The sequence below is a fragment of the Aeromonas sp. A600620 genome (assembly GCF_029479985.1).
GTDB lineage: Bacteria > Pseudomonadota > Gammaproteobacteria > Enterobacterales > Aeromonadaceae > Aeromonas > Aeromonas veronii_A.
Map to the genome: position 1 here is coordinate 85602 of NZ_JAAKXB010000016.1, position 13962 is coordinate 99563.

Here is a 13962-nt window from a genome sequence, read left to right on the forward strand (position 1 = left end):
AGATAGAAAAAGGCACGGACTGGAGTGCGATCATGAGTTCACCTCGATCACCTGACCGTGCTGATATTGATTGAAACTGTTCATCTGGCCGGAGAGCGCCAGCAGGCGGGCCAGCGACACTACATATTGATAGGCCGCCGCCGCGCGCTGAGTCTTCACCCCCGCCAGCTGGTTCTGGGCATCCACCACATCAAGGGAGGTAGAGAGTCCCTGCCCGAAGGCCTTGTCCCGCAGTAGCACGTTCTCCTCTGCCAACGCCTGGGTGGAAGAGAGGGATTGATACTCCTCCAGCCCCTGCGCTGCTTCGCGCCAGGTCTTCTCCACCAGCAGCTTCAGATCATCGCGAGTCTTGGCCTGCAGCAGATTGACCTGCAGCTCGGCGCTCTTGGCTGCCTGCACCGTCTCGGAACGGCCATCGCGACTCACCAGCGGCATGCTGACACCCACCCCCACCAGCCAGTCCGGCGCGGTCTTGGAGGCGAGCGAATCATCTTCATAGAGGTTGTAGTTGCCGAACAGGAACACCTCGGGGGCATATTTGCCCTGCTCGACCCGGATCATCCCCTTAGCCTGCTCCTTCTTGGCAATGAGCAGCTTGAGACCGGGGTGCACCTCCAGGGTCTGGCTCACCAACCCCTCGAGGCGCGGCAGCTCCTTGTTGACGAACAGGCCGCTGCCCGGCTGGGCATTTGGCAACTTCAGCATGCGGCCGAGGGCCAGTTCGGCGATCTCGAGGCTGCGGCGCGCCTTCTGGGTATCGATGCGCGCTCTGTCATAGGCCGACTGGGCGGAGAGACGCTCCACCCTGGCTATCTGGCCCTGCGCTTCTAGCTTCTTGGCATGATCCAGATGGTGGGCCAGCCCCTCTTCGATCTCCTGTTTGGTCTGCACCACCTGAGCAGCCAGCACCACGCCGAAATAGGTCTGGGAGAGGCTCTCGAAAGTGGACTGCTCCTTGAGCACCAGCAGCTGTTGCGCCTCGCTCACCTGCGCCTGGCGGATATCCTGCGCCGCATCGATGCGACCACCGGCAAACAGCGGCCAGAGCATCTTGACCGAGCTGGTCACCACATTCTGTTTGGTCAGGGGGGTGACAAATGCGTTGGCTCCGACCCCGAACAGGCTGCCGAGTGCCAGGATCAGATCTTTCTGCTTGGCCAGCGGATTGAGATCGAGGGCATCAAGTTCAATCGGCTGATCAAGATGGGTATAGCTGGCCCCCAGATCCACCTTGGGCAGATACATATCCTTGGCCGCCTCGCGCAGCTGCTTGGCCCGATCGACCCCGGCCTGCTCGGCAGCCAGCCCTTCATCCTGCTGGATGACCCGGGTCCAGGCTTCGCCAAAACTGATGGTTTGCGCCTGCGCCGACCCCAGCACGGCCCCCATCAGACACGGCCAGAGTGATTTAATGAACCTTGACGTCATAGATCCCCAATCCGCTTTTGTTGCATAAATGTTTGGAGCATTTGCTCGATTTAAGCCAGCTATCATAACGCAAAGCGGGCCTGCAAGTGGACTGACAATTATGCAGGCGTCCGACCCGAATGGTACAGCGCTCACTCTCCGGCAATCTGGCCGTTTTTCAATAACTCCAGAATTTGCAAGCCTTGGCGCGACGTTTTTTTCAGAAAAAAATGGCTGACGCTCAAATACTAACCTTTTCTCCTGCCTAAAAAATGCGTAATATACGCCGCCCTAAGCCGATGGTAACCGTGGAATGCAGATAGGTCCCCACACGCTTGAAACTCCCTTGATTGTGGCTCCCATGGCCGGTGTAACTGACCGACCATTCCGTGAACTTTGTTTGCGATTGGGGGCTGGCATGGCCGTTTCCGAGATGCTGCTGGCCAACCCGGATGTCTGGGATACCCAGAAAACCCGGATGAGGATGGATCACTCTGCAGAAGGCGGATTGCGATCGGTCCAGATTGCCGGAGCCGACCCCGAGATGATGGCGTTTGCTGCCCGCTACAACGTGGAGCAGGGCGCACAGATCGTCGACATCAACATGGGATGTCCGGCAAAAAAAGTGAATAAGAAGTTGGCAGGTTCTGCCCTGCTGCGTGCCCCCGATCAGGTCAAAGCAATTTGCCGGGCCGTGGTGGATGCAGTGGAGGTGCCTGTCACCTTGAAGATCCGCACAGGATGGGATCCGGATAACCGCAATGGCGTGGAGATCGCCCGAATCGCCGAAGATTGCGGTATCGCGGCCCTTGCCGTGCATGGTCGTACCCGTGCATGCCTCTACAAGGGCGAAGCGGAGTACGACACGATCAGGGCGATTAAGCAGGCCGTATCGATTCCTGTTGTCGCCAATGGTGACATCAACAGCCCGGAGAAAGCCCGGTATGTCCTCGACTATACCGGTGTAGACGCCGTGATGATCGGCCGAGCTGCGCAAGGACGACCCTGGATTTTCCGGGAAATCCGTCATTTTCTTGAGACGGGCACCAAGCTGCCGCCTCCCGAGAGGGAAGAGGTTCGCACCCTGATGAACGAGCATGTAACCAACCTGCACCGGTTTTATGGTGCATATCTGGGAGCGCGCATAGCCCGTAAACACGTGGGCTGGTATCTGGATGAAGAAGAGACGGGCCGAGAATTCCGTAAGCACTTCAATGCCCTGGATTGCGCAGACGCGCAACTTGAGGCACTCGAAGCGTATTTCGATGGATTAGGTTAACAAGATAACTAAAGAGCCGACCGAATATGTTCGAACAAACCCTGACTTCTGATGCATTGGTAACAACTACTCACAATCACGCTGCCGAGCCGACCCAGCGCCCCCTGCGTGACTCTGTGCAACAGGCCCTGCGTAACTACCTGGCCCAGTTGAACGGTCAGGAAGTGATTGATCTGTACGATATGGTTCTCTCCGAAGTCGAAGCGCCGATGCTGGACGTGATCATGCAGTACACCCGTGGTAACCAGACTCGCGCTGCCGTGATGATGGGTATCAACCGTGGCACCCTGCGCAAGAAGCTCAAGCGTTACGGCATGAACTGATTGCTGGCCGCGAGCCGCGACGGCGGTTCAAGGCAGATGCGAAAGGCGCCAGGTAGCAATACCTGGCGCCTTTCCTTTATGCTCTTCCCTCCATTTCACCATGACGACCCCGATGAACCGCACTCCCCTGCTGCTGATGGTACTGGTCACCCTGCTGGCCGCTGCTGGCTGGCTCTTCTCGAAAGAGGCGATCCGCGAACTGCCCCCTGCCGCCTTTATTGGTAGCCGCTTCCTGCTGGCCGCCCTGCTGCTGCTCCCCCTCGCCTGGCTGCGTGAACCGCCGCCGACCCGAGCCCAGCTGGCGCGCGCCGCCGGCTGCGGCACATTGCTCGGTGCCAGCCTGCTGCTGTGGGTCACCGCCATCAGCCAGAGCGATGCACTGGGCAGCGGCGCCTTTATCATGAGCGTCGCCACCCTGATGGCCCCGCTGGCCGCCTGGGGAGCCTTTCGAGCCAAGCCCGGCCGCCACTACTGGCTCACCCTGCCCATCGCCATCGCCGGTTTGCTGCTGCTCTCCAGCAGTACCCACTGGGGCGTGTCGCTCTCGCTGTTCTGGTTTCTGGCGGCAGCCACCACCCTCGGCATCCAGCTTGCCGTCCATCGCCACTTCGCCCAATCCATTGCCCCCACCTGGCTCACCTGCATCCAGCTGGCGATGACCGGCCTGCTCGGCACCCTGCTCTCCCTGCTGACCGAGCAGTGGCCAGAGGCTGGAGTCAGCCACGGCATCTGGGGCTGGTTTGCAGCGAGCGTCTTGATCGCCACCACATTGCGCTACTGGCTGCTCACCCACGCATTGAGCAAGATGACTACCGCCCACGCAGCCCTGATGATGCTGCTGGAACCGGTCTGGACTCTGCTGCTGAGCACCCTCTTCTACAACGAACCCCTCGGCGGCGCCAAACTGGCCGGTGCCGGATTGGTGCTCGGCGCACTGGTGCTCTACCAGCTCCCCCTGCTGCTGCGCAGTGCTCGGCTCAAAACGCCCGTCTGATCCGCGTCACCGCCCTGCGGGGCGGTGTCACCATTTCCCTCCTGTTTGCTTATCTTGTCCTGCCAATGCTGACGTTCTGTTAACGGCCTTTAACCCTTGGTATCCAGAGGGTTAAAGGGCATACCCCATGAAAAAATGCCATATGGCCAGCTTGATGAAGGTCACATACCTGCCCCTCTTAGCTCCCTATGATGCCCCCATCATCGGTCTGGACAATCCTGACGATGGCCACACATGGGAATAACAAGAGAAAAGACTATGCAGCAAACCAGCCCCCTCAAGACGGTCACGGTCAGCATATTGGCAACCGCCATGCTGATCTTTGTGGCCCAGTACCTGATAGGCAAGCAGGAGATCAGGATCGGCATCGCCATCATCCCGATCCTGCCAATGCTCTTTGCCGTCATCATCGGCATGATTGTCTCCGCCAAACCGGTCAAGGATCGCATCCCCGGCTGGAAGAGTCTCTTCACCGAGAAAGAAGAGGGCTTCTGCGGCAAGATGGTGGGCTTCAGCCTGCTGATCCTGGGTACCCAGTACGCGGGGATGATCATCCCCAACCTGAAGATGATCCTGAGCGTCGGCGTACCGCTGTTCCTGCAGGAGATTGGCAACCTGCTGCCGATCCTGATCGCCATCCCGCTGGCGGTGAAGTTCGGCTTTGGCCGCCGCGCCATCGGGGCCTGCTCCTCCATCAGCCGTGAGCCGTCAGTCGCGGTAATTCAGGGCAAGTTCGGCACCGGCTCTCAGGAGTACATCGGCGTGCTGGCTATCTACCTGTGCGGCTCCGTTATCGGCACCCTCTGGTTCAGCGTACTGGGCAGTATCGCCCCGCTCACCGGCCTGCACCCGCTGGCGCTGGCTGCCGGCTCCGGCGTGGGCTCAGGCTCCATGCTGAGTGCCGCCTCCGGCGCCCTGATCAACGGTCTCGACGAAGCGCTGGCTCAGCAGGTGCTGAGTATCGCGGCAGCCTCGAACCTGCTCTCGTCTGCCCTCGGCGCCCTCTCCCTTACCTATCTGGGTCTGCCGCTCGCTGAAAAAATCTATACCCTGACTGCCAAAGGAGAGAAAGCATGAAAAGCATCGTAATGGATATGCGGTTCGTCTTTCTGGCGATCCTGCTGGCCATGTTTACCCAGACCCTGACCACCGGCACTCCGCTCTGGCTGATGGGTGACAGCTTTATCGCCATGTCGCTGGTGGTGTTCGCCTCGCTGATTGCCAAGCGCTACCTGCCCTCCTCCCTGCCGGCATTTGCCTATGCCACCATCATCGGCATTCTGATCTGCCTGCCGGAGACCCCGGTGCGCGGTCTCTTTATCGACGCCGTTGCCAAGATCTCCTTCCTCTCCTGCTGCGTACCGCTGCTGGCCTTCGCCGGTCTCTCGGTGGGCGGTCAGCTGGAAGAGCTGAAGAAGATGTCCTGGAAAGTGATCCTGATCTTCATGATCGTCTCCACCTGCTGCTTCTTCGGCGCCTCGCTGGTGGCCCAACTCGGCTTCTCCATTCAAGGGATCATCTGATGAACAACATCCACATTGAACCGGCCCTGCTGGCCCTGCGCGACTTCAGCCACGAAGTACGCCACCATCTGCACACCATTCCGGAGGCCTCCGGTGTCGAGTTCAAGACCTCGGCCTACTGCCGCGAGCTGATGGCAAACTTCGGCTACCGTCTCACCGACTACCCGGGCTTCACCGGTTTCCACGGCGATCTGGTGGTTGATCCTGTGCTGCCGACCATCGCCTTCCGTGCCGACATGGATGGCCTCGAGATGCACGACATGAGCGACGTTGCGTTCAAGTCAACCCACGAGGGAATGGCTCACAACTGCGGTCACGACTCCCATATGGCGATCGCCTTGACCGCAGCCAAGTTTCTGGCCGCCAACCGCGATCGCCTGCATTACAACGTCCGCTTTATCTTCCAGATGGCGGAAGAGGACATGCGGGTGCCGGGCGCCGAGAAGATGGTCGAACTGGGCTGTATGAAGGGGGTGGACGAGGTCTATGCCCTCCATAACGACGGCGCCATGGAGACCGGCACCATCAAGTTCAACCACGGTGTGATGTCCTCCTGGGGCTCCGCCTGGACACTGGATGTGCACGGTATCTCCGCCCACGGCTCGACCCCCCACAAGGGGCTGGATGCCATCCGTGAAGCGGTGCGGATCATCGAGGACATGGACTACATCGTCGCCAAGCGCACCAGTCCGTTCAGTCCGGCGGTATTCGGCTGCGGCATGATCAACGGCGGCACCATTCCCAATGCCATCGCCGACCATGTGCAGGCGCGCGGCACCATCCGCGCCATGGATGCCGAGACCGACCAGATCCTGAAGAACAGCTTCAAGGAGATTGTGGCCCAGAGCGAACTGCGCGGCTTCAAGACCAAGATGGTCTATGCCGGGTATCCGGCTGTCGAGAACCACGCCGATGCCTGCGCCCGTCTGCTGCAAGCGGCCGCCGATGTATTGCCCTCTGAGGGGATCAACGCTCAGGGGCAGCCGATGACCGGCAGCGAAGATTTCAGCTACATGGTCAACGCCTGCCGTGGCCGCAAGGGGGCCATGTTCTTCCTCGGCAGCGGCTGTCAGGCCAAGGGGATCTGCAACTACCTGCATGCGAATCCCTACTACCTCGATGACGATTGCCTGCTGGTCGGAGCCCAGATCTTTATCAATCTGGCGACCCGCAGCGCTTAATCCCGCATACCGATAAAACCAGAAGAGAGGCCAAGGCCTCTCTTTTTTTGTCTCTGTATTTTTGCTCTGTACGCGGCAGACACCCCGCGGCTAGAGCCATGGCAACTCCGCCATATTGGCAGCGGGCGGCTGGTTGATAAGGTGCAGCTGCACCGTCTCCCGGCTGATATGGGGGGCGTAGAGGTGGATAAAGTCGTACATGTAGTCACGCAGGTGGGCATGTTTGCGCAGGCAGATGTGGGTCGCGCTCGAGGCGATCAGGTGGTCGATATTGAGACTCACCAGATCCTCCCGATCCCCCTCGTCGAAGGCCACGCTGGCAATCACCCCGACCCCCATCCCGAGCCGGACGTAGTGCTTGATCACATCGGTATCGGTGGCGGTCAGCACGGTTTTCGGCGAGAGGCCGTGGCGGCTGAAGGCCTTGTCCATCTTGGATCGGCCGGTAAAGCCGAATACATAGGTGATGAGGGGATAGCGAGCCAGATCCGCCATCGACAGCGGCTGGCAGTCGAGCAGCGGATGACCGTGGGGTACCACCACGCTGCGCCCCCAACGATAGCAGGGCACCGCGGCCAGCTCGTCGAACAGATACATGGACTCGGTGGCGATCGCCATATCCACATCGCCGCTTTGCACCATCTGGGCCAGTTGGGCAGGTGCCCCCTGATGGAGCTGGATCGCCACATCGGGATAACGACGGCTGAACTCGGTAATCACCGCTGGCAGCTTGTAGCGAGCCTGGGTGTGGGTGGTGGCGATACGCAGCACCCCGCTGGTGGCCAGCTGCTCCCCCAGCGACAACTGGTTGATCTGCTCCACCTGCGCCACGACCCCCTTGGCCAACTCCATCACCTGCTCGCCTGCGCTGGTCAAGCCGACCAGATTCTTCCCCTTGCGGGTAAAGAGGGCGAGCCCCAGCTCATCTTCCAGCATCTTCATCTGCTTGCTGAGGGTTGGCTGGGAGGTGTAGAGCTTCTCCGCCGTCGCCGAGATGTTGAAGTTGTTCTTCACTATCTCGGTAAAGTTCTTGAGCCGGGCGATGTTCATCTGGGCAAGGGATCTCGCTGCTGCGGCCAGTGGGCCTGACCTGAAAAAGAGAGAGCGGGGCTGGCCCCGCAGCTGACTGCCGACCATACCACAGCACGGCGCACGATAATCTGCCCCAGGTCAGAAAGCCGCGCGCTAGTCGCAGGCGAGCTTGATCCCGAGTCCGACAAACAGGGTGCCGATGCCCCGGTTGAGCCAGCGGCCGAGACGCTGTGACAAGCGTACCCTGTGGCTGGCATAGACGGTGGTAAAGACCAGCAGGTGACACCAGATGATAACGCCCAGGTTGAAGATGCAGCCGAGCAGGATAAAAGCGAACGCCTTGTCGGGGGCATCCGGTGCGATGAACTGGGGCACGAAGGCGAGGAAAAAGAGCGCCACCTTGGGGTTGAGCACATTGGTCAGCACTCCCTGCCGGTAAATCTGGCCATATGAGAGGGCAGGCAGGGTGGCCCCTCTCTCCATTGCACCCGTAGCCTGCTGGCGCAGCAGGGAGAACCCCAGATAGATGAGGTAGATGGCACCAGCCAGCTTGATGAGGGCAAACAGTTCGGCCGACGCGCTAAGCAGGGCCGACAGACCGAGGGCCGCCGCCAGCACATGCACCATGACACCGGTGCCGATGCCCAACGTCGCGACCGAACCGGCACGCCACCCTTGCGAGCCGCTGCGCAGCATGACCAGCAGGGAGTCGGGTCCCGGCATGATATTGAGCAGCAACCCCGAGACCATAAACAGTGCAAGATCATGAATACCGAACATCATCCCTCCCCTCGTAAAGAAAAACCAAACAAAAAGGGCTCCGCAGAGCCCTCTTTCCTTTCACTCTGCGGCAGCTGACGCATCATCAGCTGTCCCGCCAGCCATCAGGGCCGCAGCGCCTTGTCCGCCCGCGAGATGCCGCAGACGCCGGAGCGCACCACTTCGATGATCTCGTTGGTCTGGGCGGCAGTCTTAATAAAGGCATCCAGCTTCTCGCTGGTGCCCACCAGCTGCACCGTGTACTGCTCGGGGGTGACGTCGACGATCTGGCCACGGAAGATATCCGCCAGCCGTTTCAGCTCGTCACGGGCCCCACCGGCGGCGCGCGCCTTGACTAGCGCGATCTCCCGCTCGATATGCTCCCCTTCGCTCAAATCGCACACTTTGAGCACATCCACCAGCTTGTGCAGTTGCTTCTGGATCTGCTCCAGCACCCGCTCGTCACCCATGGTGACTATGGTCATGCGCGACAGAGTGGGATCCTCGGTCGGTGCCACCGTCAGGGTCTCGATGTTGTAGCCGCGCTGGGAGAAGAGGCCCACCACCCGGCTCAGGGCGCCAGATTCGTTCTCCAGCAGTACCGAAATGATATGCCTCATGATATTTCTCCCGCCTTGCTCAGCCACATCTCGTCTTTGATGGAACCAAACTTGAGCTCCTTGAGCACGACCGAAATAATATGCTCCATCGTCAGGTCCTCTCCGTCTTGCTCAGCCACATCTCATCCATGGCGCCAAACTTGATCTGCATCGGATAGACGTGCTCATCCGGGTCGACCGAGATATCCATGAACACCAGCCGATCCTTCATGGCGAAGGCCTTCTCCATGGCACTCTCCAGCTCGGCCGGATCGCTCACCGCGATGCCGACGTGGCCGTAGGCTTCCGCCAGTTTGACGAAGTCCGGCAGGGACTCCATGTAGGAGTGGCTGTGACGGCCGCCGTAGAACATCTTCTGCCACTGCTTGACCATGCCCAGCGCACGGTTGTTGATGGAGATGATCTTGATGGGCACCCCGTACTGCATGCAGGTCGAGAGCTCCTGAATATTCATCTGCACCGAGCCATCGCCGGTGACGCAGCAGACCACCGCATCCGGGTTGGCAAACTGGGCCCCCATGGCGGCCGGAATACCGAAGCCCATGGTGCCGAGGCCACCAGAGTTGATCCACTGGCGCGGTTTGGCAAACGGGTAGTAGAGCGCGGCAAACATCTGGTGCTGGCCCACGTCGGAGGCAACGAACGCCTCACCCTGAGTCACCTTGTAGAGGGTCTCGATCACCTGCTGCGGCTTGATCTGGGTGGCCGACTTTTCGTAGGCCAGACAGTGACGGGAGCGCCATTGGTTGATCTGGCTCCACCAGTCCGCCAGCGCCTCCTTGTCATTATCGAAGCCACACTCGCGGATCACTTCCAGCATCTGCTCCAGCACGGTTTCCACCGAGCCGACAATAGGCACATGGGCCTGCACCGTTTTGGAGATGGAGGTGGGGTCGATATCGATATGGACCACGGTGGCATTGGGGCAGAACTTGGCCACGTTGTTGGTGACGCGGTCATCGAAGCGGGCACCCACGGCGAAGATGAGATCCGAGTTGTGCATGGTCTTGTTGGCTTCGAAGGTACCGTGCATCCCCAGCATGCCGATGGATTGCGGATGGGTGCCCGGGAAGGCGCCCAACCCCATCAGGGTGGTGGTGACCGGCAGGTTCAGCAGCTCCGCCAGCTTGATCACCAGATGATCCGCGTTGGCGTTGATGGCGCCGCCACCCACGTACATGACCGGGCGCTGGGCATCCACCAACAGCTTGGCGGCCCGCTTGATCTGGCCCTTGTGGCCCGACTTGGTCGGGTTGTAGGAGCGCAGGGAGACCGTCTCGGGGTATTCGTAGGGGAATTTCTCTTTCGGATTCTGCACATCTTTGGGCAGATCCACCACCACCGGCCCCGGGCGGCCGCTGGCGGCAATGTAATAGGCCTTCTTGATGGCGGCCGGAATGTCGCTGGCTTTCTTGCACAGGAAGCTGTGCTTCACCACCGGACGGGAGATACCGATCATATCGGTCTCCTGAAACGCATCCTCACCGATCATGCTGGTCGGCACCTGACCGGAGAGGATCACCAGCGGAATGGAATCCATATAGGCGGTAGCAATACCGGTAATGCAGTTGGTTGCCCCCGGGCCGGAAGTAACCAGCACTGTCCCCACCTTGCCGGTGGAACGGGCGTAACCGTCAGCCATGTGCACTGCGGCCTGCTCGTGCCGCACCAAGACATGCTCCATCTTGCCGTTTTCGAAGAGAGCGTCATAGATGTCGAGCACCGAGCCACCAGGGTAGCCAAAGACGTGCTCCACTCCCTGATCCTCCAGCGCTCTAACCACCATCTGGGCGCCTGATAACATCTCCATGATAAAGCCCTCCAGGCTTTGCTCCGTTTAGCGAATCCCGCCGACGATGCCGTGCTTCCCGGCACGGCCCGATCCGTTTCTTGTTGTTATCTGAATGCAGATCGGCCCAATTCAGCCCCGTCGACAGTAGAAAAAAAGGATTTTTCCGTCATTCACCCGAAAATAGGGTGAAAAACCAACTTAACCCGCTTCATAACGCTTGTCCACGGCTTTATCTGACCATAACAGTCATACATTTCAACCGGCTATTAACATTCAATGACTTGCCGCAGCGACCATGAGACAAAAGGGAAGGAAGTCGGGGAATGGCCAGCGGATCATTCCGCAGAGGGGAAAAACAGCCACAAAAAAGCCCACCGCTCAGCGGTGGGCTTGATGCCGAATGATGACTCAGCTCTCCTGATCCGGCTCCGCCAGCCAGATCTGCTGATCCGGATCGGTCTCTTCACTGACCGAGATGCTGACCCCCATATCGAGCAACTCGTGCAGGGTGAGATTGTCAGCCAGGTTCATGACTTCGCCGTTTTCATTGGTAAAGCGCATTTGCTCCGTCCTCTCCTTGGTGGGATCGCCTTTCAGTCTAGTCAACAACGCTCACTTGCGATAACCAGCAACTGGATAAACAGTCGCCGCCATCCAGCTCGCTCAGACGATCACTCACCTCCTCCGGAAACAGGGTGCGCGCCCAGAGCCGCCGCGACAGAGAGGCCACGCTCTCGTCAGCGCCCGCCGCCAGCCAGCGGGCAAGCTCCCCCGCTACATCGGGGTAGCAAACCGCCCCTGGCGAAGCGCTGTCGAGCCAGGTACGCACCAGATTGGCATCGAGCACATCCATCAGAGTCGCCAGCCCCATCATCTCGAGGGTCTTGCCATTGGTCAGCTGCTCGAACTGGCCGCCGAGGGGCTTGACCAACAGCTTCTTGCCGAGGGTGAGCGCCTCGGAAGCCAGCTCGAAACCCGCGTTGGATATCACGCCGCGACAACCGGCCAGCACGGCGATAAACCCGTGGCGCGACGGCGGTTCGAAGCGCAGGTTGCGCCATTGGCTGGGGGTGCGAATGGCGGGGTGAAAGCAGACGAAGCGCTGCTGACCAAAACGCGACAACAGGGCGGCGATCGCCTCGGTCTGCTCGAACGGTAGATAGACCAGGATCTCGCCGTTATCCGGCGCAGCGGCGATAGGGTCGATCACCGGCGGCAACAAGGGGTGACCAAAGTGAAACCAGTGCAGCCCGAGCGGCTGATCCACAGGAGCAAAGTGGCGCATCAGCTGACGGCTTACCCCATCCTCCCCCCAGCGCGGAATGGGCCAGTTGAAGCTGGCCTGATGGCTGACGGTGAGGCTCGGCTTGCCATAGCGGCGGGCGGCGTGGGCGGTTAGCGGCTCAAAATCGCTCACCACCAGATCGTATTCGCTGCAATCGAGAGCCCGCAGATCCCGCCAGAAGGTGAGCGGCGAGGCGGCTTGCAGGGTACGCCATGGAGAAACTCGCCCCTCGTGACTGACAAAAGTGAGGCCGGGAAAGGCGCGGTAGGCGCCAAACTCTTCCATGTCGAAGTAGCGGTCGGCGGGGCGGCCGCTAAAGAGATAATCCACCTCGACCCCTGCCGTGCGCAGCGCCCGAGCCAGGGTGCGACTGCGACTGATATGGCCGTTGCCGGTGCCTTGCACCCCGAACAGTATCCTCATGAGTGGCTCCAGCCGAGCGCCAGCACGGCGCACCCGCCACCCAGCAGGGCACCGGCTACCAGATCACTCAGGTAGTGCACCCCGAGCAGCAACCGGGATGCCCCCACCAGCGCCGCCCAGCCAAACAGCAGGGGCGCCCAGAGCGGAAAGCCGGTGGCCAGTATGGTGGCCATCAGAAAAGCGGCGGCGGTGTGGCCGGAGGGGAGACTGTAACGATCGGAAGGAGTGATAAAGACCGGCAAGCCGACCGGCCGTTGCCGTTTCAGGCTGTTTTTCAGCAGCAGATAGAGGGGCAATTCGATGGCAAAGGCTAGCAGCGCCAGTCGCACCAGCTCCCGCTCTGCCTCCCCCTGCCACCAGAGCAGGGCGGCCAGCACGGCGTAAAGCGGACCATCACCGGTGCGGGAAATGAGACGACTCACCCTCGCCTGCTGCCGGTTGTAGCCGTGAAGCAGGCAGACCCGGCACACCTGCAGGTCCCATTGCTGGATCTTGTTCATATCCCCTCCTTCCCTGAATTCTGCTTGCAGAGTAAGAAGGCGGGATGACGTTACGTTGAACAAGGGATAACAGATTTATGAAAAAAGGGCCGAATGGCCCTTTTTAATCTCGATGTTGCGGCAAAATCAGTGGCTGCCGCGCAGACCGGTCTCCATCAGACGGCAGTTGTGGTCCGCCAGACGGGCCATGAAGTGCTCATCCACTTTCAGACCAAACACCTGCTCGTAGAGATCTTTCATCACGAATGGCTGCCACATCATGCTGAGGAAGGAGATCTTCAGCATGTCGGGATCCAGGTTGTCACCCAGCTCACCGTTGGACTTCATGGTTTCCAGCAGGGCATCGAACTGCGGCAACTGACGTTCCAGCAGGCGGTTCAGCACAAAATCCCGGCCCGGGCTCTTCTCGGTCGACAATGCGCTGGAGATGGCAGAGGTCAGCTCGCTGTTGGGCGCCATCACCTGATAGTAGGTGTTGAGCAGCTCGTTGAGGCTGTGATTGCTGTGTTCATCTTGCCAGGCATGGTCGAGGGGCTCGGCGACATCGCCCAGCACCGCTTTGTAAAGACCCTCTTTACTGCCGAAGTAGTAGTGGATCATTGCCAGATTGGAGCCAGCAAGCTCCGCGATTTCGCGTGTAGTCACCTTGCTATAGGGAGTATTGAGAAAACGCTCACGGGCGGCAGCAAGCAACTTGTCACGAATGTCAGAACGTCCGACCGGACGACCAGGTCTACGTTTTTCCATTTAACACCTCAGATAATTCAGCCAATGCTGATAAGTCGATCTGGTTGTGCAGAGAATAGAGCACAGCAGGAATGACCAGATAATCGGTCATGGGCCG

15 protein-coding genes are annotated in these 13962 nt (G+C 59.9%); 6 read left to right on the plus strand and 9 right to left on the minus strand.

From position 1 onward, the window contains the following. Window positions 1–30 precede the first annotated feature (30 nt). Entirely contained in the window at window positions 31–1428 is a 1398-nt protein-coding gene (locus G5533_RS17730; RefSeq protein WP_368176298.1) for a TolC family protein, read from the minus strand. Window positions 1429–1720: 292 nt separating this feature from the next. On the opposite strand from G5533_RS17730, the gene dusB reads away from it, so the two are divergent. The 6 genes from dusB to G5533_RS17760 all read left to right on the plus strand — a co-directional run bounded on the left by dusB (window position 1721) and on the right by G5533_RS17760 (window position 6707). Next, window positions 1721–2686, plus strand: coding sequence for a tRNA dihydrouridine synthase DusB (dusB, locus tag G5533_RS17735; RefSeq protein ID WP_019445016.1), 966 nt, complete (start codon window positions 1721–1723; stop codon window positions 2684–2686). 26 nt (window positions 2687–2712) lie between these two features. Then, entirely contained in the window at window positions 2713–3009 is a 297-nt protein-coding gene (gene fis / locus G5533_RS17740; protein ID WP_005309538.1) for a DNA-binding transcriptional regulator Fis, read from the plus strand. Between the two features lie 112 nt (window positions 3010–3121). After that, window positions 3122–4003: a DMT family transporter gene (locus G5533_RS17745; RefSeq protein ID WP_441255154.1), complete on the plus strand. Its 882-nt coding sequence runs from the start codon at window positions 3122–3124 to the stop codon at window positions 4001–4003. A gap of 258 nt (window positions 4004–4261) precedes the next feature. Next, complete coding sequence (locus tag G5533_RS17750) at window positions 4262–5080, plus strand: DUF3100 domain-containing protein (protein ID WP_441255156.1); 819 nt, start codon at window positions 4262–4264, stop codon at window positions 5078–5080. Further along, window positions 5077–5526, plus strand: coding sequence for a hypothetical protein (locus tag G5533_RS17755; protein WP_033114935.1), 450 nt, complete (start codon window positions 5077–5079; stop codon window positions 5524–5526). Before G5533_RS17750 ends, G5533_RS17755 begins: the two co-directional genes overlap by 4 nt. Beyond that, window positions 5526–6707 (plus strand): M20 metallopeptidase family protein, encoded by a 1182-nt coding sequence (locus G5533_RS17760; RefSeq protein WP_421203467.1) that lies wholly within the window; start codon window positions 5526–5528, stop codon window positions 6705–6707. The genes G5533_RS17755 and G5533_RS17760 overlap by 1 nt, the downstream gene beginning before the upstream one ends. A gap of 90 nt (window positions 6708–6797) precedes the next feature. Here G5533_RS17760 and G5533_RS17765 read toward each other — a convergent pair whose 3' ends face one another. From G5533_RS17765 to G5533_RS17800, 8 genes are all read right to left on the minus strand, one after another. Then, the gene (locus tag G5533_RS17765; protein WP_421255710.1) at window positions 6798–7757 is read right to left on the minus strand and encodes a LysR substrate-binding domain-containing protein; all 960 of its coding nucleotides are present in this window, start codon (window positions 7755–7757) and stop codon (window positions 6798–6800) included. 135 nt (window positions 7758–7892) lie between these two features. Further along, window positions 7893–8519, minus strand: a complete 627-nt coding sequence (locus G5533_RS17770; protein ID WP_441255167.1) for a LysE family translocator — start codon at window positions 8517–8519, stop codon at window positions 7893–7895. A 104-nt stretch (window positions 8520–8623) separates the two neighbouring features. Continuing rightward, complete coding sequence (ilvN, locus tag G5533_RS17775) at window positions 8624–9118, minus strand: acetolactate synthase small subunit (RefSeq protein WP_005311605.1); 495 nt, start codon at window positions 9116–9118, stop codon at window positions 8624–8626. A 91-nt stretch (window positions 9119–9209) separates the two neighbouring features. After that, window positions 9210–10928 (minus strand): acetolactate synthase 3 large subunit, encoded by a 1719-nt coding sequence (locus tag G5533_RS17780; RefSeq protein WP_043852148.1) that lies wholly within the window; start codon window positions 10926–10928, stop codon window positions 9210–9212. A 390-nt stretch (window positions 10929–11318) separates the two neighbouring features. Beyond that, window positions 11319–11471 carry a hypothetical protein gene (locus G5533_RS17785; RefSeq protein ID WP_201952724.1) on the minus strand — a complete coding sequence of 51 codons (153 nt, stop codon included), beginning with the start codon at window positions 11469–11471 and terminating at the stop codon, window positions 11319–11321. Window positions 11472–11508: 37 nt separating this feature from the next. Further along, window positions 11509–12618 carry an MJ1255/VC2487 family glycosyltransferase gene (locus tag G5533_RS17790; RefSeq protein WP_005358199.1) on the minus strand — a complete coding sequence of 370 codons (1110 nt, stop codon included), beginning with the start codon at window positions 12616–12618 and terminating at the stop codon, window positions 11509–11511. Beyond that, window positions 12615–13118, minus strand: coding sequence for a phosphatase PAP2 family protein (locus G5533_RS17795; RefSeq protein WP_005339149.1), 504 nt, complete (start codon window positions 13116–13118; stop codon window positions 12615–12617). The genes G5533_RS17790 and G5533_RS17795 overlap by 4 nt, the downstream gene beginning before the upstream one ends. Window positions 13119–13244: 126 nt before the next feature. Then, window positions 13245–13865 (minus strand): TetR/AcrR family transcriptional regulator, encoded by a 621-nt coding sequence (locus G5533_RS17800; RefSeq protein ID WP_005349170.1) that lies wholly within the window; start codon window positions 13863–13865, stop codon window positions 13245–13247. Window positions 13866–13962 lie beyond the last annotated feature (97 nt).

What these genes read in the sequence shown, in the direction of transcription:
- ilvN (WP_005311605.1), bottom strand. Translation starts at nt 9,118, where the DNA reads ATGAGGCATATCATTTCGGTACTGCTGGAGAACGAATCTGGCGCCCTG.
- G5533_RS17770 (WP_441255167.1), bottom strand. Translation starts at nt 8,519, where the DNA reads ATGTTCGGTATTCATGATCTTGCACTGTTTATGGTCTCGGGGTTGCTG.
- G5533_RS17745 (WP_441255154.1), top strand. Translation starts at nt 3,122, where the DNA reads ATGAACCGCACTCCCCTGCTGCTGATGGTACTGGTCACCCTGCTGGCC.
- G5533_RS17750 (WP_441255156.1), top strand. Translation starts at nt 4,262, where the DNA reads ATGCAGCAAACCAGCCCCCTCAAGACGGTCACGGTCAGCATATTGGCA.
- fis (WP_005309538.1), top strand. Translation starts at nt 2,713, where the DNA reads ATGTTCGAACAAACCCTGACTTCTGATGCATTGGTAACAACTACTCAC.
- G5533_RS17795 (WP_005339149.1), bottom strand. Translation starts at nt 13,118, where the DNA reads ATGAACAAGATCCAGCAATGGGACCTGCAGGTGTGCCGGGTCTGCCTG.
- G5533_RS17780 (WP_043852148.1), bottom strand. Translation starts at nt 10,928, where the DNA reads ATGGAGATGTTATCAGGCGCCCAGATGGTGGTTAGAGCGCTGGAGGAT.
- dusB (WP_019445016.1), top strand. Translation starts at nt 1,721, where the DNA reads ATGCAGATAGGTCCCCACACGCTTGAAACTCCCTTGATTGTGGCTCCC.
- G5533_RS17790 (WP_005358199.1), bottom strand. Translation starts at nt 12,618, where the DNA reads ATGAGGATACTGTTCGGGGTGCAAGGCACCGGCAACGGCCATATCAGT.
- G5533_RS17755 (WP_033114935.1), top strand. Translation starts at nt 5,077, where the DNA reads ATGAAAAGCATCGTAATGGATATGCGGTTCGTCTTTCTGGCGATCCTG.
- G5533_RS17785 (WP_201952724.1), bottom strand. Translation starts at nt 11,471, where the DNA reads ATGCGCTTTACCAATGAAAACGGCGAAGTCATGAACCTGGCTGACAAT.
- G5533_RS17760 (WP_421203467.1), top strand. Translation starts at nt 5,526, where the DNA reads ATGAACAACATCCACATTGAACCGGCCCTGCTGGCCCTGCGCGACTTC.
- G5533_RS17730 (WP_368176298.1), bottom strand. Translation starts at nt 1,428, where the DNA reads ATGACGTCAAGGTTCATTAAATCACTCTGGCCGTGTCTGATGGGGGCC.
- G5533_RS17800 (WP_005349170.1), bottom strand. Translation starts at nt 13,865, where the DNA reads ATGGAAAAACGTAGACCTGGTCGTCCGGTCGGACGTTCTGACATTCGT.
- G5533_RS17765 (WP_421255710.1), bottom strand. Translation starts at nt 7,757, where the DNA reads ATGAACATCGCCCGGCTCAAGAACTTTACCGAGATAGTGAAGAACAAC.